Source organism: Streptomyces sp. NPDC001606 (assembly GCF_053596835.1).
Window position 1 is genome coordinate 141,518 of record NZ_JBSFHC010000005.1, and the last position, 19,934, is coordinate 161,451.

General features: G+C 71.2%; 22 protein-coding genes and 2 pseudogenes. 11 read left to right on the forward strand and 13 right to left on the reverse strand.

The annotated features are described in order from the left end of the window. Positions 1 to 22: 22 nt before the first annotated feature. From ACWCV9_RS12225 to ACWCV9_RS12240, 4 genes are all read right to left on the reverse strand, one after another. The gene (locus tag ACWCV9_RS12225; protein WP_450785925.1) at positions 23 to 1,291 is read right to left on the reverse strand and encodes an ATP-binding protein; all 1,269 of its coding nucleotides are present in this window, start codon (positions 1,289 to 1,291) and stop codon (positions 23 to 25) included. Between the two features lie 119 nt (positions 1,292 to 1,410). Continuing rightward, complete coding sequence (locus ACWCV9_RS12230; protein WP_450785927.1) at positions 1,411 to 2,271, reverse strand: slipin family protein; 861 nt, start codon at positions 2,269 to 2,271, stop codon at positions 1,411 to 1,413. Continuing rightward, positions 2,259 to 2,582, reverse strand: coding sequence for a hypothetical protein (locus ACWCV9_RS12235; RefSeq protein WP_450785928.1), 324 nt, complete (start codon positions 2,580 to 2,582; stop codon positions 2,259 to 2,261). Before ACWCV9_RS12235 ends, ACWCV9_RS12230 begins: the two co-directional genes overlap by 13 nt. A 3-nt stretch (positions 2,583 to 2,585) precedes the next feature. Next, entirely contained in the window at positions 2,586 to 3,275 is a 690-nt protein-coding gene (locus tag ACWCV9_RS12240) for a DUF5994 family protein (RefSeq protein ID WP_450785930.1), read from the reverse strand. 344 nt (positions 3,276 to 3,619) lie between these two features. Between ACWCV9_RS12240 and ACWCV9_RS12245 the strand changes: the two genes are divergently transcribed. Next, positions 3,620 to 4,225: a DUF5994 family protein gene (locus ACWCV9_RS12245; protein WP_450785932.1), complete on the forward strand. Its 606-nt coding sequence runs from the start codon at positions 3,620 to 3,622 to the stop codon at positions 4,223 to 4,225. A gap of 63 nt (positions 4,226 to 4,288) precedes the next feature. Here ACWCV9_RS12245 and ACWCV9_RS12250 read toward each other — a convergent pair. The 7 genes and pseudogenes from ACWCV9_RS12250 to ACWCV9_RS12280 all read right to left on the reverse strand — a co-directional run bounded on the left by ACWCV9_RS12250 (position 4,289) and on the right by ACWCV9_RS12280 (position 8,639). Then, positions 4,289 to 5,520: pseudogene (locus ACWCV9_RS12250) on the reverse strand (PP2C family protein-serine/threonine phosphatase). A 354-nt stretch (positions 5,521 to 5,874) separates the two neighbouring features. Continuing rightward, entirely contained in the window at positions 5,875 to 6,030 is a 156-nt protein-coding gene (locus ACWCV9_RS12255) for a DUF6131 family protein (protein WP_099054839.1), read from the reverse strand. Between the two features lie 85 nt (positions 6,031 to 6,115). Beyond that, positions 6,116 to 6,724, reverse strand: coding sequence for an alkaline shock response membrane anchor protein AmaP (locus tag ACWCV9_RS12260; protein ID WP_353757239.1), 609 nt, complete (start codon positions 6,722 to 6,724; stop codon positions 6,116 to 6,118). A 28-nt stretch (positions 6,725 to 6,752) separates the two neighbouring features. Further along, on the reverse strand, positions 6,753 to 7,379 hold the full coding sequence (locus ACWCV9_RS12265) for a DUF6286 domain-containing protein (protein WP_450785933.1): 627 nt from the start codon (positions 7,377 to 7,379) through the stop codon (positions 6,753 to 6,755). A 112-nt stretch (positions 7,380 to 7,491) separates the two neighbouring features. Then, on the reverse strand, positions 7,492 to 7,899 hold the full coding sequence (locus tag ACWCV9_RS12270; RefSeq protein ID WP_385842456.1) for an Asp23/Gls24 family envelope stress response protein: 408 nt from the start codon (positions 7,897 to 7,899) through the stop codon (positions 7,492 to 7,494). Beyond that, positions 7,896 to 8,063 (reverse strand): hypothetical protein, encoded by a 168-nt coding sequence (locus tag ACWCV9_RS12275; RefSeq protein WP_030645371.1) that lies wholly within the window; start codon positions 8,061 to 8,063, stop codon positions 7,896 to 7,898. The genes ACWCV9_RS12270 and ACWCV9_RS12275 overlap by 4 nt, the downstream gene beginning before the upstream one ends. Positions 8,064 to 8,147: 84 nt before the next feature. Continuing rightward, complete coding sequence (locus tag ACWCV9_RS12280; protein WP_450785936.1) at positions 8,148 to 8,639, reverse strand: Asp23/Gls24 family envelope stress response protein; 492 nt, start codon at positions 8,637 to 8,639, stop codon at positions 8,148 to 8,150. A 153-nt stretch (positions 8,640 to 8,792) separates the two neighbouring features. Here ACWCV9_RS12280 and ACWCV9_RS12285 point away from each other — a divergent pair, with 153 nt between their 5' ends. The 10 genes and pseudogenes from ACWCV9_RS12285 to ACWCV9_RS12330 form a co-directional block, all read left to right on the forward strand. Continuing rightward, positions 8,793 to 9,368, forward strand: coding sequence for an RNA polymerase sigma factor (locus tag ACWCV9_RS12285; protein ID WP_450785937.1), 576 nt, complete (start codon positions 8,793 to 8,795; stop codon positions 9,366 to 9,368). Then, complete coding sequence (locus ACWCV9_RS12290; protein ID WP_450785939.1) at positions 9,359 to 10,030, forward strand: hypothetical protein; 672 nt, start codon at positions 9,359 to 9,361, stop codon at positions 10,028 to 10,030. The genes ACWCV9_RS12285 and ACWCV9_RS12290 overlap by 10 nt, the downstream gene beginning before the upstream one ends. Continuing rightward, positions 10,027 to 10,395: a hypothetical protein gene (locus ACWCV9_RS12295; protein ID WP_351092570.1), complete on the forward strand. Its 369-nt coding sequence runs from the start codon at positions 10,027 to 10,029 to the stop codon at positions 10,393 to 10,395. The genes ACWCV9_RS12290 and ACWCV9_RS12295 overlap by 4 nt, the downstream gene beginning before the upstream one ends. Positions 10,396 to 10,771: 376 nt before the next feature. Beyond that, a complete protein-coding gene (locus tag ACWCV9_RS12300; protein ID WP_099054838.1) occupies positions 10,772 to 12,007 on the forward strand; it encodes a PP2C family protein-serine/threonine phosphatase in 1,236 nt (411 codons plus the stop codon). Between the two features lie 724 nt (positions 12,008 to 12,731). Beyond that, the gene (locus ACWCV9_RS12305; RefSeq protein ID WP_450785941.1) at positions 12,732 to 13,829 is read left to right on the forward strand and encodes an IS110 family transposase; all 1,098 of its coding nucleotides are present in this window, start codon (positions 12,732 to 12,734) and stop codon (positions 13,827 to 13,829) included. Between the two features lie 32 nt (positions 13,830 to 13,861). Next, the gene (gene pcaDC, locus ACWCV9_RS12310) at positions 13,862 to 15,151 is read left to right on the forward strand and encodes a bifunctional 3-oxoadipate enol-lactonase/4-carboxymuconolactone decarboxylase PcaDC (RefSeq protein WP_450785943.1); all 1,290 of its coding nucleotides are present in this window, start codon (positions 13,862 to 13,864) and stop codon (positions 15,149 to 15,151) included. Between the two features lie 72 nt (positions 15,152 to 15,223). Next, positions 15,224 to 15,859: an MBL fold metallo-hydrolase gene (locus tag ACWCV9_RS12315; protein ID WP_450785945.1), complete on the forward strand. Its 636-nt coding sequence runs from the start codon at positions 15,224 to 15,226 to the stop codon at positions 15,857 to 15,859. A gap of 38 nt (positions 15,860 to 15,897) precedes the next feature. Beyond that, positions 15,898 to 16,677 (forward strand): exodeoxyribonuclease III, encoded by a 780-nt coding sequence (locus ACWCV9_RS12320; RefSeq protein ID WP_450785946.1) that lies wholly within the window; start codon positions 15,898 to 15,900, stop codon positions 16,675 to 16,677. A gap of 16 nt (positions 16,678 to 16,693) precedes the next feature. Then, positions 16,694 to 17,113 (forward strand): DUF6278 family protein, encoded by a 420-nt coding sequence (locus ACWCV9_RS12325; protein WP_450785948.1) that lies wholly within the window; start codon positions 16,694 to 16,696, stop codon positions 17,111 to 17,113. Positions 17,114 to 17,174: 61 nt separating this feature from the next. Continuing rightward, positions 17,175 to 17,444, forward strand: a pseudogene (locus ACWCV9_RS12330) (amino acid ABC transporter permease); the annotation flags it as partial. Positions 17,445 to 17,493: 49 nt separating this feature from the next. On the opposite strand, the gene ACWCV9_RS12335 reads toward ACWCV9_RS12330, so the two are convergent. Together ACWCV9_RS12335 and ACWCV9_RS12340 are read right to left on the reverse strand one after the other, a co-directional pair. Continuing rightward, complete coding sequence (locus tag ACWCV9_RS12335) at positions 17,494 to 19,056, reverse strand: alpha/beta fold hydrolase (RefSeq protein ID WP_450785950.1); 1,563 nt, start codon at positions 19,054 to 19,056, stop codon at positions 17,494 to 17,496. A gap of 126 nt (positions 19,057 to 19,182) precedes the next feature. Further along, positions 19,183 to 19,929: a hypothetical protein gene (locus tag ACWCV9_RS12340; RefSeq protein WP_450785952.1), complete on the reverse strand. Its 747-nt coding sequence runs from the start codon at positions 19,927 to 19,929 to the stop codon at positions 19,183 to 19,185. Positions 19,930 to 19,934 lie beyond the last annotated feature (5 nt).

The window sequence follows — 19,934 nt, forward strand, 5'->3', positions numbered from 1 at the left end:
CGACTCTCCACCGGCCTGGACGCTAGATGCGGGCGAACTCCTCCGTCTGCTGGGCGAATTCCCGGGCCATGGCGGCGCTGACCGTGGGCTTGGTGTCGCGGATCGTGTCCAGGTAGTCGTCGGTGGTGGGGGTGGTCCGGGTTCCGGTGTCGAAGGTGCGCTCGAACTGGGCCTGGGAGACGGTACGCGCCGCGTGGGCGATGTCGGCGGGGGTGAACCCCTCGCTGGCGGCCGCGAGTACCGCGCTGTCGGCCCGTGCGCCCGCTCGGACCAGGTAGCTCTCCCACAGCGCGGTCCTGGCGGTGTGGTCGGGAGGGCCGATCGGCAGCACGTAGTCGAAACGGCCGTGCCGCAGGAACGCGGAGTCGAGCGTGGTCACGTTGTTCGTGGCGCAGACGAGCAGCCGTCCGTCCTGGCTGCGGAACCGGACGATCGCCTTGAGCAGTTCGTTGACGACGCCGACAGCGGTCGCGTCCGCGCCGCCGCGTTCGCCGGCGACCTCCTCGACCTCGTCGATGAAGACGAGGACGTGGTCGAGCCGGGCGATCTCGTCGAAGCGCCGGTTCAGCCCGGTCGCCAGGCCGTACTCGGCGGCCAGACGGGCGGGGAACAGTTCGAGGAAGGGCCATCCCAGGCGGCTGGCGATCGCGTGCGCGAACGTGCTCTTGCCGGTCCCGGGCGGGCCGAACAGCATCACCGCCCGTGGCAGTTCCACTCCGTGCTGGGCGGCCAGTTCGGGATGGGCCAGCGGCAGGACCAGGCGCCGCTCGATGAGCTGCTTCTCCCGTTGCATGCCCGCGACCTTCTGCCACAGCCCCCCTGGCGGCAGCTCCGCTCCGAGCGAGGACAGCGTGCCGGCCGACTGCGGGGTCACCGGTCCGCGTTTCTCGAAGAAGACCAGCCCGGGGCGGGCGCCGAAGTCGCAGTTGCGCAGGGCGGTGGCACCGGTCTCGCCCTCGGGCAGGGCGGCGTGCACCGCGCGGACGCCGACGGCGAAGAGCCGTTGCTCAAGGGCGGTGATCAGGGCACTCCCCAGCCCGCGCTGCCGCCAGCCGGGCGCCATGCAGATGCGCAGGATCCATGCCCGTTCGCCCTCCACCCTGCTCACCGCGGCGCCGATCAGCACGTCGTCGGCCGTGGCCACCACGGCCGGGTGGCGTGCCTGGAGGGCCGTCACGGCGTCCGAGAGCGGGAAGAGCGGCGGCTCCTCGGTCGTGCCGCTCTCCATGTCGACACGGATCACCGCTTCGAGATCGTCCTGGGCGTAGTCCCTGACCCGCCAACCCGTCATGATCAGCTCCGCGTGTTCGGCCGTACCCCCATCATCAGCCGGTGCCCGGAGGATGCGCGCGACAGGCGACGGTCACGAATCCTCCCTGGTGCCACGGATCGCTCGGGCCGTAGTCGGCTTCACGCCGCGGTGCCGGGCGCGCTGCCTGCCGGGCTGAGGGACGTGTCGGTGCGGCCGGTGCCGGCCGGTGGCGCTGCCGCGGCGGGTGCGGCGGCAGCGGTTTCCCGGGCGAGGAAGGAGCCGAGCTCGCCGATCGTGCTCATGAGGGGCGGGAAGACGACGGTGGTGTTCTGGTCGACACCGATCTCCACCAGGCTCTGGAGATTGCGGAGTTGAAGCGCCAGGGGGTGGGCCATCATGGTGTCCGAGGCGTCGCCGAGCGCGGCTGCGGCCAGGGACTCGCCCTCCGCGTTGATGATCTTCGCTCGCTTCTCCCGCTCGGCCTCGGCCTGGCGGGCCATGGCGCGCTTCATGGTGTCGGGCAGCTGGATGTCCTTGAGCTCGACCAGCGTGACCTGCACACCCCAGTCGACGGTGGTGACGTCGAGGATCTGGCGGATGTCCAGGTTGATACGGTCCGTCTCCGACAGCGTCTCGTCGAGTGTGTGCCGGCCGACGACCTTCCGCAGGGTGGTCTGGGCGATCTGGTTGATCGCCGCGTTGACGTTCTCCACGGCGACGACCGACTTCACGGCGTCGACGACCCGGAAGTAGGCGACCGCCGACACGTCCACGCTCACGTTGTCCCGGGTGATGATGCCCTGGGACTGGATCGGCATGGTGACGACCCGCAGCGACACCCGGTGCAGGGTATCGACGAACGGGATGATGAACCGCAGTCCTGGGGAGCGTGTTCCGACGAGTCGACCGAAGCGGAACAGCACTCCCTTCTCGTACTGCTTGACGACCTTCACGGACAGGGCGAGAGCCAGGACGGCCAGGAGGCCGATCACGACGATGAGAACGATCACGACTTGCATGTGCTGCTCCTCGGGACGAGGACCACCTGGGGCGGGGACCCGCCGGTCGAGACCTCTGCATGGGCCTGCGTCGGTTCGTGAGACAGCGCCGAAACCCGTCGGTACGAACCGCGCCGACGGCCGGCGACCTGGACGGTGCTGGTCGCAGGGGGTTGTGCCGTGTCGGTGCTGCGGCGCGGGCCGCCGGGCAGCGCGCGACTGTACCGGTGCACGGCGATCCTTTCCGCCTGCTCGAAGTTGAGCCGGTGGATCACGGACGCCGCCGCTGCGATGAGGACCAGGAAGACGCTGGTCGTCAAAAAGGTGCTCATGTCTCACATGCCGATGATCAGGCGACTGACGCGACCGGTCTGTGCCGGATCGGCCGCAGAGGAGGGGCCGCTCTCGTACTTCCCTGCCTCGTCCGGTTCGAGCGGCCGGTCGGCGGCGGAGACGGCGTGCCGGGTCTCGTCCGCGGCCATGAGAGCGCTTGACGTCAGCGGCGGACCGTCGTAGTCGGACGCGGCCGCCATCAGGCGGGCCGCCGACTCCGTCTCGGTCTCGGGTGGGATGACCAGCAGGTCCCAGCGGCCGGTGCCGTAGGAGAGCAGCAGCAGCTTGTGTGGGTCGATCTCCGGGGTGAACCATCCGACCTTGACGACATGACCGCCCACGGGGATCTCGTGCGGGATGACCGGCCAGTACTTCGGGTTGACGGCGATGCGGGTGATGCGGCCCCACAGAGGGTCCAGCACATCGGTCAGTGCGGGCAGCTCGCTCAGCAGGTCTCGGGAGCGGGGCCACCAGGCACCGTCCAGGAGGCCGCGCGACGGGCCGTCGGTCTTCAGCGCGAGACGCACGGCCGGGGCTGCGACGGGCTCGTGGTGTGGCAGGAGTTGGTGCAAGGTCGCCGACATGATGCGGACCCGTCTCCGGGCCGCCTTCGCGGCGACCCGGGTTTCATCTCTCGCCGAGAACGACCCGGCGTGGAAGCCGGTGTGCGAAATGCCCTCGGTGCTGTCCACGGTACTCCGCACACGCCGGGGCGGTTGTGGAGACGCCGCCGCATTCGGCGAAGCGGCCGTCGATACCGGCGGCAGTGGGCCGAGGGCGCCGGGGCCCTTGGTATGCCGGCTCCCGGACCGGTCTCACGCCCGACGGCCCGCATGCCCCGGCCCAGCACTCCCCTGGCTCTGTGACGTGTGTCGTTCCGTTCAGCCCGTCACTCCCCGCCAGTCCGCCGGGCCTCGGCGAGGAGTATCCTGGTGATTACCGAGAGCATCTCGTACACCGGCTTCCACGCCGGGTCGTTCTCGGCGATTCATGGCAACCGGGCCGGCCGTGACCGGCCCGGGGTTGGGTCCGCGTCATGACCGCGACCATTCCGTTCACACCCGCAGTCGGAGACCGGGCCCCTTCTTCGTCACCGCTCCGACTCACGCTGGCGCGGGCCGGCGCCCCTCCGGCCCTGATCGACGGTGCCTGGTGGCCCCGTTCGCGCAACCTGACGGAGGAGCTCCCGGCGCTCGTCGAATGTCTCGACCCGCTGTGGGGGCGGATCACCCGGATAGCGGTGAGCCGCACGTTGTGGCCGGTCATCCCGGGTGAAGTGCCCGCGCACGGCCACATGGTGCGCGTCGGCTGGTCCAACGCCGGGCAGGACCCGCACAAGCTGTTGCTGCTGTCCCACACCTTCGGCCGCTGGGACATGCTGGTGATCCCACCGGAGACAGCCCCGGCCACCGCAGCCCGGCTCATGGCCACGGCCACCGACCCGTCGCGGAGCCTCACGGCGACCGGCCTGATCCATGAGGCCGAACGTTTCCGGGCCGCGGCAGAGGCAGCGGCCGACTCGGACTCGCTCCGGGAGGCGGTCTGGGACTCCGAAGGCGGACACGACGCCCCCCACCCCGCCTCACGCACTCCTGACGGACCGGTCACCCGTCACGTGCCCACCGCGGCAGCAGGAGTGTGAGAGATCGGCGGTGGGGGGAAAGGCTGCGTGCCGTCGGCCTTTCCTTGGGGGCGGGAGGCCGGCTCACTCCGGGAGGGCGAGGTCGTCGGTGGCGGTCCCGCGCCATTCGATCAGCAGGAGCGTCGCATCGTCCGTCGTGATCCCGCCCCGCGCCCGTTGCAGCGTGTGGGAGAGGGAGCGTGCCACCGTCCGGATCTGCTGCGCCGTGGGCTCAAGACGGTTCACCCACCCGAAGAGCTGCTCCTCACTGAATTCCTCACCGCCGACATCGCGCTCCTCTATCAGTCCGTCGGTGAAGCACAGGATCCGGTCGCCGGGCATGAGAGCCACTTCGCTGATCCGGGGCTCGTGACCGCCGAAGCCGACGGGCAGCGTCGTCGGGCCCTGCAGCCGTCGTACGACACGGTGTCCACGGATCAACAGAGGAGCGGGATGTCCGGCATTGACCCACTGAAGCCTGCCCGTTGCCGTGTTGAGCCGCATCATCTGAGCGGTCACGAAGTGGTCGGGGCCGAACTGATCGGCGACGGCCCGGTCCATGAACGTATAGATCTCCGACAGGCCGACGCTGCTGCGCCGGGCATGCCGGTAGGCTCCGTGGCCATCGTGGCGGCGTCCAGTCCGTGGCCCATCGCGTCGACCATGGCCACATGCAGGACATCGCCGTTGAGGGCGTAGTCGAAGCTGTCGCCGGCCACGTCGTAGGCGGGTTCCAGCATCCCGGCCAGCTCGACCCGGGGCGTGGACATCGCCAGCGGTGGCAGCAGCGACCACTGGATCTCCGCCGCCACACTCATCGGTTCTCTGCGGCGCAGCCGGAAGAACAGATCGGTGTAACCGTGCTTGGTCACCAGCATGTCGGCCACGAGTGAGGCGAGCCTGCGCAGCAGCCGTCGCTCGTCGTCCTGGAGACGGTCCAGGGTGACGGCCATGACGCCCACCTGGTCGCCACCGTCCAGCAGGGGCAGATAGACCCGCACACCGTCGGCCTGCGAAACCTCGACGGGACGCGCTTCCCGGAAGGCGCGTCCGGCGTCGGAGGCGTCGATCGGCTGCGGTTCCCCGGCCGCCAGCCCGTCGCCCGGCAGGGGGACGAACCACACCTGGCCGTAGTCCTGCAGGAAGATAGAGGTCTCGCGGCCGTCGAGCCTGCCGATCTGCCGTGCGACGAGCGGACCGAGCTGGTGCGGCGGCAACTCGTGCCCCTGGTCCAGCAGGACTCCCAGAAACTCCTCCCCGAAGCACTCCGACCGGGTGGAGCCTTCCGCGGGTCCTTGCCGCTCACCGCCCGCCATCGCTGTGGCCCCGGGGGACGTTCGGGCGGATCCTCACGAAGGTGCTGTGCATACGAACTCCCGACGGAGACTCACGGGCCGACGCGGTGGGGAACTTCCGCCCGGATCGTGGGGGCCGATCCACCGACTCCCCAACGAGTCGGCCGTGCGCTCGTGCGGCGAGGACCGGCACAACGGCCACCGGGCGCGCCCCGGTCGAGCCTCGGCGGCTGGCCGGCATCGGCGGCGGCCTCAGCCGGCTCGACCTCTCCGCCGCCGCCGTCGTCCGCCGCCGCGGAACGTCTTGGTGGGGTCCGCGACGTCTGCCGGCCTGCCCGCAGCCTGGATCACTGCCCTGCAGGGCGACGATTCCGACTACCAGTAGTGGCGTCGGCCGGCGACGGCGTGTCCCATCGCGCCGAGGATCCACAGGATGGCTCCGACGACCAGCAGGATGATCCCGATGGTCCACAGGATGGACAGGCCGGTGAGGAAGCCGACGACGAGCAGTATGACGCCCAGGATGATCATGATCTCTCCTTCGGGGAGTGGTGTCGGCGCGCCCGCGGACCGCGGTGGGCCGCAAGGGCGTCGGCGGGAACGGCCGATCTCCTCCTTACTCCACGCGGTGTGGTCCGTGGCGGCTGACCTGTAGGCGGACCTCGGCGGGCATGTCGATGAGGCCGGTGGACCGACGCGCGGTGCCGATCGGGCCTTCGCACAGGGCACCGAGAGTGGCGCCGGGCGTGCCCTCGGGGGTGAGGGTGAGCTTGATGCGGGTGCGGTGGCGGCCCGGTCGGCCGGTGATGAGTACGGCCGCATGGCCTACCCCTGGCAGGGCACCGGCTTCGTTCGCGATCGCTTCGCTGAGTGCGCGGTCGCGCAGTTCGACGCCTTCCTGCGGGGGTGTGCCGCCGACGGGTAGTGAGCCGGGGCGGTGTCGGCTCAGCTGGGCGAGCAGCCACCACAGGGCGAGCAGGGCGGTGAGGACGAGGGCGGCGATGACCGCGGGCCACCACCACCAGCCCTGGCTGCTCCAGCGTGCCCGGTCGGCGGAGCCGAGCAGGACGTCGGCCGGGGTGGTCAGGGGCCAGCCGGCGGGTGGGGCCAGATCGTGCCGCCGGTAGAGGTCGAGCCCGGCGAAGAGGATGAGCAGTCCGCCGCCGAGGAGGACCAGTCCGGCGAGGGCCAGCAGAGTGCGGTTGAGGGCGGATCGCGGCGTCATGGCGGGCTCCGGTGCTGCGGGTCTTGTGTCAGCGGGTGCGTCGCCGCGCCCGTACGGCGATGCGGGGAGGACGGGCGAGGGCGAGCCGGTCGCGCTCCTCGTCGAGGACGGCGGTGAGGTCGTCCTTCACCTGTCGGGGGTCTCGGAAGCGGACGTCCGCGCGGGCTTTGATGCGGTGGCGGCCCACCAGGACGTGCGCCGCGCCGACTCCGGGGACCCGCATGGCGGCGTCGCGCAGCAGGACGGCGGCTCCGTCGCGGTCCACGAAGGCCCGCAAGCGCGGGCAGCCGGCGGGTGAGCGCAGGGGCAGCCAACGGCGTTGACCGGGGGTGAGGGCCAGGACGATCAGCCAGACGCCCACGGCGGCGGCCACGGCGGCCCCCGTCAGCATCCACACGTCGTCCACCGGGCGGGTCGCCAGTTCGTCGGCCAGGTGCCGTCGCCAGGCCGCGGCCGGACGTCCCGCCCGTACGGCGACGACGTCGACGAGCGTCGCGACCGCGGCCGCGAGGATCACCGCGGCGACCAGCGCCGCCGTGACGCTGCGTGCCGACCACTTGCGACGGGTTCGGTGCCCTCCTTCGCGCTCACCGGCTGTGACGTCCGAGGTGGACACGTCGCGTTCGGGAGAGTCGGGCTCCTTCGTCAGCGGCACCGCGGCACGGAGCGCGGACGACGCGGAGCCGCGGCCCGGGGGACGTGGACCGGATGTCATCACGATCGCCCTTCCTGCACGGCGTGCCCGGTGACCCGGGCCGCCCGGCCGCTCACCGGACCCGCCCCCGGCTCGAGTCGGTGGCGGTCACCAGCCGCCGGACGGTGAGGAGGACCTCTCCCACTCGCAGCCCGGTCAGCTGGGCGACCCGTTCGGCGACGTCCCGCTGGATCCGCTCGCAGACACGGGGGATGTCGGTGGGGTAGGGCAGGTCCATGGTCAGATGCAGGCGCACCGATCCGGTACGGACGGCGGCGGAGGCGTGGGGTGCCGCGGGTCCGCCCCGATCGGGCGGTACGGCGGCGCGCCGCGACTGCGCCGCGCGCGCGGCCTGCGCGGCGATGCGGGCGACCACCCTGTCCGGGATGACGGTTGCGCCCCGCTCGGCCGGGAGCGGCAGCCCGGCGGCCGGCGCCGGCGGGCCCGACCCCTCACCGGGGGAACCGGGCCGGGTCTTCACCGCTGCCTCCGTGTCCGGAGGTCCAGGTCGCCCTGTACGACGAGGCCGACGATCAGCCCTGCCGCACCCAGGACCAGCACCAGCAGAAAGGCCCAGAAGCCGCCGAAGTAGCCGGCGAAGCCGAGGGCCATGCCGGCCGCGAGTCCCGTCGTTGCTGTGTTCATCTCGCACTCACCCGTCTCGCGAGCGTCCCTCTCACCGTGTTCATCCGCTCGGGCCCGAGGACACGGCGGTGCTCCCGGCAGCGGTCACCTCACGCGGCCCTCGTCCGGTTCGGTCTGTTCCTCCTCGTCGTCGGGCAGGTGGACGTCGTCGACGGCGATGTTCACCTCGACGACCTCCAGGCCCGTCATCCGCTCCACGGCGCTGATGACGTTGGTGCGTACGCCGCCCGCGACGTCGACGATGGAGACGCCGTACTCGACGACGACGTCCAGGTCCACCGCGGCCTGCCGTTCCCCGACCTCGACCTTGACGCCGCGGGTGACCGCTCCGCCTCCGCCCGCGCCGGGGACGCGTTCCCGCATGGCGCCGAAGGCGCGGGCCATCCCCGCTCCCAGGTTGTAGATGCCCGGTACCTCGCGGGCGGCCATGCCCGCGATCTTGGCCACCACACCGTCCGCGATGGTGGTCCTGCCCCGTGTCTCGGCCGGAGCCCCGGCCCCGGTGCGGCCCTTGAGCGCGCTCACGCCCGCATCGGGCCGGCTGCCCCCGCCGACGCTGGTGATGTTGTCCGTCATGGCGGTCGCCTCGATCGGTCGGCCGGACACCGGAATGGTGCCCGTCGAACGTTGGACATACCGGGCGGCACAATCCTCACGCGTCTGGCATGTGATGTGCGTCACAACTCGTATCGGGGGTACACGATCGTTCCGAGCCTGCGTGGGAGCGTCATGATCGAACGCACTGCTTCCCCACGACTGGGGTGCGACCTGCCCGACCGCCTGCTGGCGGTACGGGCGGCCGAGGGAGACGAGGACTCCTTCGCCGTTCTCGTCCAGCGGCACAGCCGGTCCCTGCTGACCCTGGCCCGTTGCATGCTGGGCAACCCCCAGGACGCCGAGGAGGCCGTTCAGGACGCCTTCGTCAGCGCCTGGCGCCACCTGCCGGAATACCGCCACAGGGCGGAGTTCCACACCTGGATGTACCGGATCACCGTCAACCGCTGCCAGACCATGTGCCACCGACGGCCGCCGCCTCTTTCCCTGGACACCGTCGCCGAACCCGCGGCGGGCGACGCGGGGAGCCAGCCCGCCCGGACCGCCGAGGAGGACGCGGCCATGGCCGCCCTGTTCCGCGCGCTCGCCGAGCTGGACGCCGGACAGCGGGTCTGCTGGATCCTGAGGGAGGTGCAGGGCCTGCCCTACAAGGAGATAGCGCACGTGACGCGTACCGACGAGCAGACGGTACGCGGCAGACTGTTCAGGGCACGCCGATCCCTGCAGGAGGCGATGGGCTCATGGCGCTAGACGACCCGCACACGCGGCCTCCCGGACCGCCCGGAGCCGGCGGGCCCCGCAACGGCTGGGCCGCCGCCGACGTGCCCCCGATCGCAGGCGATGAGGTACTGCCCTGCGGCCGCCTGCTCAGCCGGGTCTGGGAACAGGCGCGGGACGCACCACCGGCCGCGGACCCGCACCCGGTGTCCTGTCCATACTGCCGAGAGGCGGTCGAGGGACTGGCCACGGTGAACGCGGCCGCCCGGACGCTGCGCGACGAGGACCCTCCGGGCCTGCACGCACTCGCCGACCGGGTCATGGACGTCGTCAGGGCAGAGGTCCGGTTCGGGCGGCTGCTGCCCCTGGCCGACCCCGACCGGGACCTGCGGATCGCCGAGAGCGCCGCGGCCAAGGTGCTGAGGCGGGCCGCGGACACGGTCCCCGGTGCCAGGGCCGCGACCTGCCGGCTCGTACACGAGGGCAACGGCACCGACGTGCGGGTGACCATGACCCTGGCCGCCGCCCTCGACCGCCCGCTGGCCGACCGGGTCCACCAGGTACGCCGATCGGTCCTCCACTCGGCCGGACAGGACCTGGGGCTCACGGTGACAGCCGTCGACATCACCGTGGCCGACGTACTGGAACCGGGACCGACCCTCGGTCCCCGCCTCCCGACGGGCGGTGGCGCATGATGACCGCCACCGGCACCACCGCGCTCCCCGGCGTCGCGGCCGAGGCAGCCCTCGCGGTTCCTGGCGTGGCCGCCCTGCAGCCCCGCCTCGCCCGGCGCCTCGCGGCAGCCGCCGCGCCCACCCGGGCGGACACCACGCCACCTGAGGCCGGCGTACGCGCCGACCGGGCGCCGGACGGTTCGGGATGGCACATCGAGGTGCGCTGCGTCCTGACGGAGGGTCGTCGGGCGCTGGACATCGCCCGAAACGTCCACGACCGGGTGACAGCCGCCCTCGTCACCCACCTCGCCACCCACGGTGCCGCGGAGCCGGTCACCGTCGCGGTCACGGTGACCGGTATCGCCGCCTGGCGCGACGCGGCATGAGCGGCGGCGCGGGCACAGGCCCCACGAACCGTCGTTCGGCAAGCGGCAGGTCGCCGACCGTGGGAGCGCGCTGCTCCCCGTCCGGAAGTCCTACATGGGTGGTCGCGGCTCAAGCCTCGGTGCCGCCGACGATCCGGCTCCCGTACGGGGTGACCGGCTGTGAGTTACTCCTCCGGACGTGCCCGTCGAAGCCCGCCCACCATGGAGCTCCAGACTCTGGCGTGTCGCATAAGACATCGGCCTGTCGAGCCGCTTTTGTACAGAGCAGCCGTGGCGGCCCCGTCCGCGGGCGAACGCCGGAGCGTGACTGTTCACGGATTGACGCTCACTGCGGTGATTACCAAGCTGGTGGGGGGTTGCGGAAGGGACTGCGGTCGTGAGCGGTGGACAAAGTGGGCTCACTCGATTGCTGACAGCAGCGGAGACAGCGGCGCCGGCGGACGCCGTCGACGTGATCGCGGAGGACCTGCGGCGGCGTTTCGAGGCCACTAAGGTCTCTTTCCTCATCGTGGACCTGACGGGGAAGGCGGTGGCTCGGCTGTCCACCGCTCCCACTCAGGGTGGGCGGCAGGCCGAGCGGGTTCCCCTGTTCGGCAGTGTCTACGAGGAGGTGATCCGTACCCAGCGCCTGTATCAGGACGCGACCGGCGAGGGGCAGCGGGTGATCGTGCCCGTCACCAACCGCGGGGATGCGATCGGGCTGCTGGAACTGCTCCTGCCGACCGGCCCTGGCGAGGACGTGCTCGACGCAGTCGGGGAAGCCGCCCACATCCTGGCCTACATCGTGATCGCCAACGGCCGCTTCACCGATCTCTACACCTGGGGCAAACGCTCCAAGCCGGCCACCCTGGCAGCTGAAATCCAGTACCAGCTGCTGCCCCTGTCGCTGTCGTGCGAGGCCGCACAGTTCACCCTGTGCGGGAACCTGGAGCCCTCCGAGGACCTCAGCGGCGACACCTTCGACTACACCGTGGACCGCGACACCTTGCACGTGTCGGTGACCGATCCCATGGGCCACGACATGGATTCCGCCCTGGCCGCCACGGTCCTGGTGGGCGCCCTGCGCGGTGCCCGCCGGGCGGGCACCGGCCTGGGCGAACAGGCCCACCGGGCAGACCAGGCACTGATCGAACACGGCCACGGTCATGCCACCGGGCAGCTCCTGCGCATCAATCTCCATACCGGGCGGGCCCGGTTCGTCAACGCCGGTCATCCCTGGCCGCTGCGCATGCGCGACGGGGCTGTGGAGACGATTGCCTGCGAGGTGGACCATCCCTTCGGGCTGTCTGAGCTGACTCCCCACCCGTACCGTGTGCAGGACCTCGACCTGCGGCCCGGTGACCGTCTGCTCATGTTCACCGACGGCATGCTCGAACGTCACGGAGAGAAGGTCGATCTGCCCGCCCTGCTGGGGTGCACCCGGAATCTGCACCCGAGGGAGACCGCGCTGGCGCTGACGTCCGCGGTCCGGGACGCCGCCGACGGCCGGCTCGAAGACGATGCCACCGCCGTCTGCCTGGACTGGCACGGCCCCCAGGAGACCCAGCGGCACGTCAGCAGCGGCGCAGACACCCGGCAAGCCTCAGCCGCACGCACGAAGGACCAGTCGTGACCTGGGTGAACGGTGCCAACGCGAATGAGACATCACGAGGTGTCTGGAGAACCGTCCCACTTCTCCTCGGCGGCCCACCCATCGGGCGGCGCCGGGTCGGTGACGGGGGCCGCGAGCATCGGGTCCGGCAGCGCCCACATGCGCCATGCCTTCCACGCGGCCGCCCCTTCGTGCGGTGCTGCTGTTCCCCGTTACTCGAGTAGACCGAGTTCCCAAGCACTCGCCGGTGCCTTTGCCGAGTTGCTAGGCAGCCTCTTTGGCAGCCCGCTCCATGACTTGCGGACAACCGTGCACCAGAATGAGGGCTCGAAGCCGTTCGTGCGATGGCCGATGGAGGGCGACCGTAAGGCGGCCCAGACGGCTGTCTGTCATTGCCGGTCGCGAGTGGGCGGGGAGTCAACTCATTCTCAGCCTGCTCCGGCCAGGTTGGGCATTGGTTCGGGCGAAGCCATCCGGCTGTGGTCGGTAGATGCCGATACGCCGGGATCGATGCGACGGTTGCGCGATGCCGACCCGGACGGGGGTCTGACTCTTGAGATCTTTGACCGAAGTGTCCAGTCACAGGCTTGTCGACCGTCGTTGCGGGCTGGCTTCTGCTGTCACCGAGCCACAGGGCGTGTCCCAATAGGGGCCTTGCCGAGTTCCAGGCGCCATCACGGTTCAGACCGCCCGAGCGGGCCGGTGCCATCCACTCAGCGTGTCACCCTGCGGGAGGCGAACCACCATGACGACCAGACAGCGCAGCACCTCCTCCGGTACGGATCCTCCCGTGCGGAGAGAAGTCGTGCTCGGCGTGGACACGCACGGTGAGGTGCACGTCGCCGCCGTAATCTCCCCGCTGGGGAAGGTCCTTGGCACCGAGTCCTTTCCGGCGACGGTGGCCGGCTACCGGCGGCTGCTCGTGTGGGCCCGCAGGCGGGGGACGGTGCGCCGGGCCGGTGTGGAGGGCACCGGTACCTTCGGCGCGGGCCTGTCCCGCTACCTGCTGGCCCAGCATGTCCAGGTGTTCGAAGTGAAGCGGCCTGACCGCACAGCCCGCCGTCTGCTCGGCAAGTCGGACCCGCTCGATGCGCAGGCCGCAGCGCGAGCCGTGCTCAGCGGTCGCACCCGGGCCCAGGCCAAGTCCGGCGACGGCCCGGTGCACAGCGCCCGGATCTACAAGCTCGCCAAGGACTCCGCGGTCAAGGCCCGCACCCAGGCGATCAACCAGCTCAAGGCCGTCCTGGTCATCGCCGACCCCGCCCTGCGGGAACGGTTGTCGAGCTTGGGCAATGCCGAGCTGTTCCGCACCTGCGCGACCCTCAGCCCACCCGATGGTGGGGGAGACGAGGACGCGGTGGTCCAGGCCACCCACATGACATTACGCATGCTCGCCGAACGCATCGAACAGCTCACCGGGCAGATCAACGAGCTGAACCAACGCCTGACCCGGCTCGTCGAACGCCACGCGCCGCAACTGCTCGTACCGGTGGGCATCGGCCCGGACAGCGCCGTCACTCTCCTGATCACTATGGGAGACAACCCCGAGCGGCTGAACACCGAGGCGTCCTTTGCTGCCCTTTGCGGAGTCAGCCCTATCGAGTACTCCTCCGGCCGGCGGCGCACGCGCCGCCTCAACCACGGCGGCGACCGGCAGGCGAACGCGGCCCTGCACCGCATCGTGTTCACCCGCCTGCGCCACGACCCGCGCACTCAGGCGTACTACGAACGCCGCACCCAGGAGGGCAAGACCCGCCGTGAGATCATCCGATGCCTCAAGCGGTATGCCGCCCGCGAGGTCTTCAACCTGGTCAGAACGGTATCCAGCGTTCCCCCGTTATAGGGGCGTCCGTGAGACGTGAGAGGGTCTGGGGCGTGAGTGAGACACCCCCGAACACCCTGCAATACCGCTTCGACGGGCCAGAAGACGCTCCGGTCCTGATCCTGGGTCCCTCACTGGGTACCACATGGCACATGTGGGACCGCCAGGTGCCGGAACTGGCCAAACAGTGGCGGATCTTCCGCTTCGACCTGCCCGGGCACGGCGGCGCCCCCGCCCATCCCGCCGGTTCGGTCGGCGAGCTGACCGCGCGGCTGCTGGCCACGCTGGACGCGCTCGGCGTGCAGCGCTTCGGGTACGCCGGCTGTGCGCTGGGCGGCGCCGTGGGGATCGAGCTGGCGCTGCGCCATCCCGAGCGGCTCGCCTCCCTCGCCGTGGTGGCGGCCTCGCCCCGGTTCGGCACCGCCGACGAGTTCCGGCAGCGCGGGGTGGTCGTCCGTACCAACGGGCTCGACCCGATCGCGCGCACGGCACCCGAGCGCTGGTTCACCGGCGGGTTCGCCGCCGCCCAGCCCGCGATCACCGACTGGGCCGTGCAGATGGTCCGCACCACCGACCCGGGCTGCTACATCGCCGCCTGCGAGGCCCTGGCCTCCTTCGACGTACGGCCCGAGCTGGGCCGGGTCGGTGTGCCGACGCTGGTGCTGGTCGGCTCCGAGGACCGGATCACCGGCCCGGCCGAGGCCCGCACCCTGGTCGCCGGGATCCCCGACGCCCGGCTGGCGGTCGTCCCCGGCGCCTCCCACCTGGTGCCGGTGGAACAGCCGGCCGCCGTCACCGATCTGCTGGTGCACCACTTCTCCACCGCCTGGCAGCAGCCGTACGAGACCGGCCAGACCGCCCTGCCCGCGGCGGCCGTCGTCCCGGCCCCGGCCGTGCCGCAGCCGGCCGCGCCGGTCGCCGAGATCGCCCCGGCCGCCGTACCCGCCCAGAGCGCCGAGCTGCCGGACCGGTACGAGACCGGGCTGAAGCTGCGCCGGGAGGTGCTCGGCGACGCGCAGGTGGACCGGGCGCTGGAGCAGGCCGACGAGTTCTCCGGGGACTTCCAGGAGTTCGTCACCCGATACGCCTGGGGCGAGATCTGGGACCGGCCGGGCCTGGACCGCCGTACCCGCAGCTGCGTCGCCCTGACCGCGCTGGTCGCCGGCGGCCATCTGGAGGAGCTGGCGGACCACACCCGGGCGGCGCTGCGCAACGGCCTCACGCCGGACGAGATCCGGGAGGTGCTGCTCCAGGCGGCCGTGTACTGCGGCCTGCCGGCGGCGAACCGCGCCTTCACGGTGGCCCAGCAGGTGGTGCGGGAGGAGACCACCCCGGCGGAGTGATCGTCGTCCTGGCAGTGCGAGCACCACCCTGGGAGATCCCCGGAGGGGCGCTCGCACGGCAGGATGGGAGTCATGAAGCTCACGAAGAAGTCGCACGCCTGCGTCCGCCTGGAGAAGGACGGGCGGACCCTCGTCATCGACCCGGGGATGTTCAGCGAGGAGGACGCCGCGCTCGGCGCGGACGCGATCCTGGTCACGCACGAGCACCAGGACCACTTCGACGAGGGCCGGCTGCGGGCCGCCCTGGAGGCGAACCCCGAGGCGGGGATCTGGACGCTGAAGTCGGTCGCCGAGCAGATCTCCGCGGCCTTCCCGGGCCGGGTGCACACCGTCGGCCACGGCGACACCTTCACCGCCGCCGGCTTCGAGGTGCAGGCGCACGGCGAACTGCACGCGGTGATCCACCCGGACATCCCCCGCATCACCAACGTCGGCTTTCTGATCGACGGCGGCCGCGTCTTCCACCCCGGCGACGCCCTCACCGTCCCCGACCACCCGGTGGAGACGCTGATGCTCCCCGTGATGGCGCCCTGGAACAAGATCTCCGAGGTCATCGACTACGTCCGGGAGGTGAAGCCGCAGCGCGCCTACGACATCCACGACGCCCTGCTCACCGACCTCGCCCGCCCGATCTACGACCACCAGATCGGCATGCTGGGCGGCGCGGACCACCAGCGGCTCACCCCGGGAGCCTCCGCGGAGGTGTGAGGACCGCGTTGTCGGACCCTCCGGGTAGGTTGGTGGACATGCGCATCGCCACCTGGAACGTGAACTCGATCACCGCCCGCCTTCCGCGGCTGCTCGCCTGGCTGGAGAGCAGCGGCACCGACGTGCTCTGCCTCCAGGAGGCCAAGCTCGCCGAGGAGCAGTTCCCGTTCGACGAGCTGCGCGCGCTGGGCTACGAGGCCGCGGTGCACGCCACCGGCCGGTGGAACGGCGTGGCGGTGCTCTCCCGGGTGGGCCTCGCCGACGTGGTCAAGGGCCTGCCCGGCGACCCGGGGTACGACGGGGTGACCGAGCCGCGCGCCATCTCGGCGACCTGCGGCCCGGTCCGCGTCTGGTCGGTGTACGTGCCCAACGGCCGCGAGGTCGACCACCCGCACTACGCCTACAAGCTCCAGTGGTTCGAGGCGCTGAAGGCGGCCGTGTACGGCGACGCGCAGGGCAGCCGCCCGTTCGCCGTCCTCGGCGACTACAACGTGGCGCCGACGGACGACGACGTCTACGACCGGGCGGCCTTCGAGGGCGCCACCCACGTCACCCCGGCCGAGCGCGCCGCCCTCGCCGCGCTGCGCGAGGCCGGGCTGAACGACATCGTGCCCCGCCCACTGAAGTACGACCAGCCGTTCACGTACTGGGACTACCGCCAGCTCTGCTTCCCCAAGAACCGCGGCATGCGCATCGACCTGGTGTACGGCAACGAGCCCTTCGCCAAGGCCGTCGAGGACGCCTACGTCGACCGCGAGGAGCGCAAGGGCAAGGGCGCCTCCGACCACGCGCCGGTGGTGGTCGACCTGGACGTCTGATGCGACGCTGGAACCCATGAACCTTCCGTTCCTGGGCCCCCGGCACAAGAAGCACGGTGACGCGGCACCCCCGGCGGACCCCGAGGCCGTCGCCGCGCTGCTGTCGGAGTGCGAGCTGCTGCGCTCGCAGGCGGCCCGGGCCGGCGTCCGCCTGGACGACACCCCGGCCTCCCTGGAGGCACTGGACCAGCTGGTCCCGCGCTGGCGCGACGACGCCGAGACCCTGCCCGGGCTGGCCCATGACGCCGGGCTCTACCTCGGCACGGTCGTGGTGCGCACCGTGCCCGGCGCGGCCTGGGTGATCCGCCCCCACGGCGAGCCCGTCGTACGACTCGCCTCCGGCCGCGAGGTGGAGGTCGTGGCCGCCGGCCAGGAGTGGGCGGCGAGCGGTGTCCCGGAGCTGTCCCAGCGGTACGCGGAGATCGCCGAGAGCTGAACTCCTCCCGCCCCACCAGGGGGTGATGGCGTCGCCATATTGCCCGCCGTCATCAGCCCACACCTCGCCCGGTTTTCTCGTCTCCTACGAGGAGTTCCTCCACGCCGGGAAACGCATCGCGTCCAACCTCGACTACGATTTGCCGTTCATCCCTGTGGTGATGGTGATCTCGCCGATCTCCATCGGGATGTGCATGCTGCTCTCGTGGTTCGCCGGCCGGGTGTCCCGCCGTGAGCAGCGCAGCCCCAGGACTCAGGCCGTGGCTCTCGTCGCGGCCGGTCCCGGGGCGCTGCTGCCGGGTGGGGAGCCCCCCATGGCCCCGAAGCCCTAGGTGGGGTGGCAGTTCACACGGGCGAGGCTCGTCCGGCGGCAGCCGGAGATCACTGCTCGCGCACGGGGACGGACACGTACGACGGGTCGTCCGAGGGCGAGGAGAAGGTCAGCTGCGCGCCGGACGGGTTGTGCTCGATGTACAACGGGTCGACGGTGTCGACCACCAGCGCGAGGCGGTGTCCGGCGGGGACGTCGTAGGCCGTGGAGAACAGGTCCAGGTCGACGTCGAACGGTGTGCCGGGCGTCCGCTCGTGCCAGGTGTAGGGCGCGTGCGTGACCAGCTTGCCGAAGCCGAGCGGGCCGACGTCGTACAGATAGGCGACGAGGGTGCCGCTCTCCGCGGTCGGGGTGAGCGTGGTGTGCAGAGTGGCGGTGCCGCGCACCTGTTGGGCGGTGCCGTACCGCTCGGACTGCCACACGGCCGCCCAGCGCCGCGGCAGCAGCGGGATCGAGGCCATGGGCGGCACCTGTGCGATCTGGTCCAGGATGCTGGAGAGGAAGACGATTCCGCCGTCCGCGCCCGAGTCGACGTTCGCGTGGATCGTGGTGGTGCCCGCCAGCGCGAGCTTGCGGCGGGTCGCGCCGACCGACTTCCAGTCCGGGTAGCCCTCGTATCCCCCCGCGCTACGGGACTTCAGCTGGACCGGCTGCTCGTGGTCGATGCCGTTGTCGGCGCCCTTGAGGTAGTGGTCGAACCAGCGCTCGGTGTCCGTCCACACGTCGTTGGGCAGTCCGAACAGCCCGGTCAGCTCGGCCGTCGCATGGTCGCCGGGGCGCAGTTCGAGCCGCTTGGGGCCGGTCAGCTTCTGGTAGAAGCCGGCGTACTGGTTGGCCGGGAAGATGGTGTCGCCCCAGGCGTTGGCGAGCATGACCGCGGCGCCGTTGCGGTTGAGCTGGTCGACGTAGGTCAGCGCGGAACGCTGTCTGCCCCAGTCGGTCATCTTCTGCTCCTCGGCGAGGTTCGAGGAGTACAGGTTGTCGAAGATCTCCCGCACCTCCGGGCTCTCCCGGCCGGTGAGCGTGGCCAGGCCGTCCAGCACGTGCAGCGCCTCGACGTGCTGGGTGCGGCCCGAGTAGATCGAGTCGACCAGGTCCGCCCAGCCGCTGAGCGCGGCCACGGCCTTGATGCGCCGGTCGTGCGCGGCGGCCAGCAGGCTGATCCCGGCGCCGTACGACACCCCCGCCATGCCGATGTGCCGCGGGTCGGCCGGGGTGTGCGCCAGGGCCCAGTCGATGACCTTGGACGCGTCCGCCACGTCCGGCGGACCGGCCACTTCTATGTCGCCGCCGGACTGCCAGAAGCCGCGCACGTTGTAGGTGAGGACCACATAGCCGGAGTCGGCGAGCTTCTGAGCCTGCGCCAGGTACTCCACCTGCGGCAGGCTCCAGCTCGTGGGCAGCACGATGAGCGGGTAGTCGTGGCTGCCGTCGGCGCCCGCCGGGGTGACGACGTTCGCCTTCAGGACCGTGCCGCCGTCGCCGGTGATGTCGACGAAGCGGACGGAGCCGACGGCCTGGGCCGCCGGGGCCAGGCCGACGACGGCTCCGGCCAGCAGCGCGGTGGAGACGGCTCCGGCGGCGGTACGCAGCGCGGTGCGACCTCTTCCCATGGGTCACTCCTTCACTCGTGATCGGCTGATCCTTTGATCAGTGCAAAGTGACCCGACGGTAACCTCGATCGCTTACCGTAAGTAACCCGTCAGTAAGTTACGTACGGGTAAAGATTGTTGAACGGTTCATTCCGCCCCGGCGGGGGCCCGCTCCGGCAGCGGGGTGCGCGCCGCCCGGGTCACATCGGCGACCAGTTCGACCACGTCGGGGCCGTACGCGTGGGAGTTGAGCACCTTCAGCAGAAGGACGAAGGAGCCGGTGCCGTACTTCCGGTGCAGCCGTTCGTGGTTGCGGGCGAGGTAGCGGGTGGCGGCCTGGTTGGTGATGGCCCGCTGGCCGCAGAAGAGGAAGACCGGCCGCGAGCCTCCCTGCCCCTCCGCGGTGACCCTGGCGAGCAGCACGTACTCGGCGACGCCCCGTTCCATGCGGTACTGCTCCCCGCCGATGCGGAACGCGCCCCGCTCCTCGCCCGGTTCGGCGTCGACGTTCACCCGCACGCCCGGGAGCAGGGACGAGAGGTGGGCGGCCATACGGTGATTGGACGAGGGACCACCAAGGCAGAACTCCGTGCGGTCGCCGAATCCCTGCTGGGCGGCGTCGTGTGCGACCACCCGGGCATGCGCATGGCAGTCCTTTATCAGGGCGGCCAGCTCCAGCAGGGCGAACACGTCGGTCCGGGTCACCGTCAGCTCCGGGCCGCCCGCGTCCCGGTTGACCACGAGCAGCGACTCCGAGTTGTCCGGCATCCCGAAGAACGCCTGCTTGCGCCGGAGTCTGCGCCGCCACAGACCCGTGCGGGCGAGCCAGCCCAGCGCGGCGGATATGCCGGTCGCCACCAGGCCCAGGACGATGTTGCGCACGTCGTCGTTCATGGTCG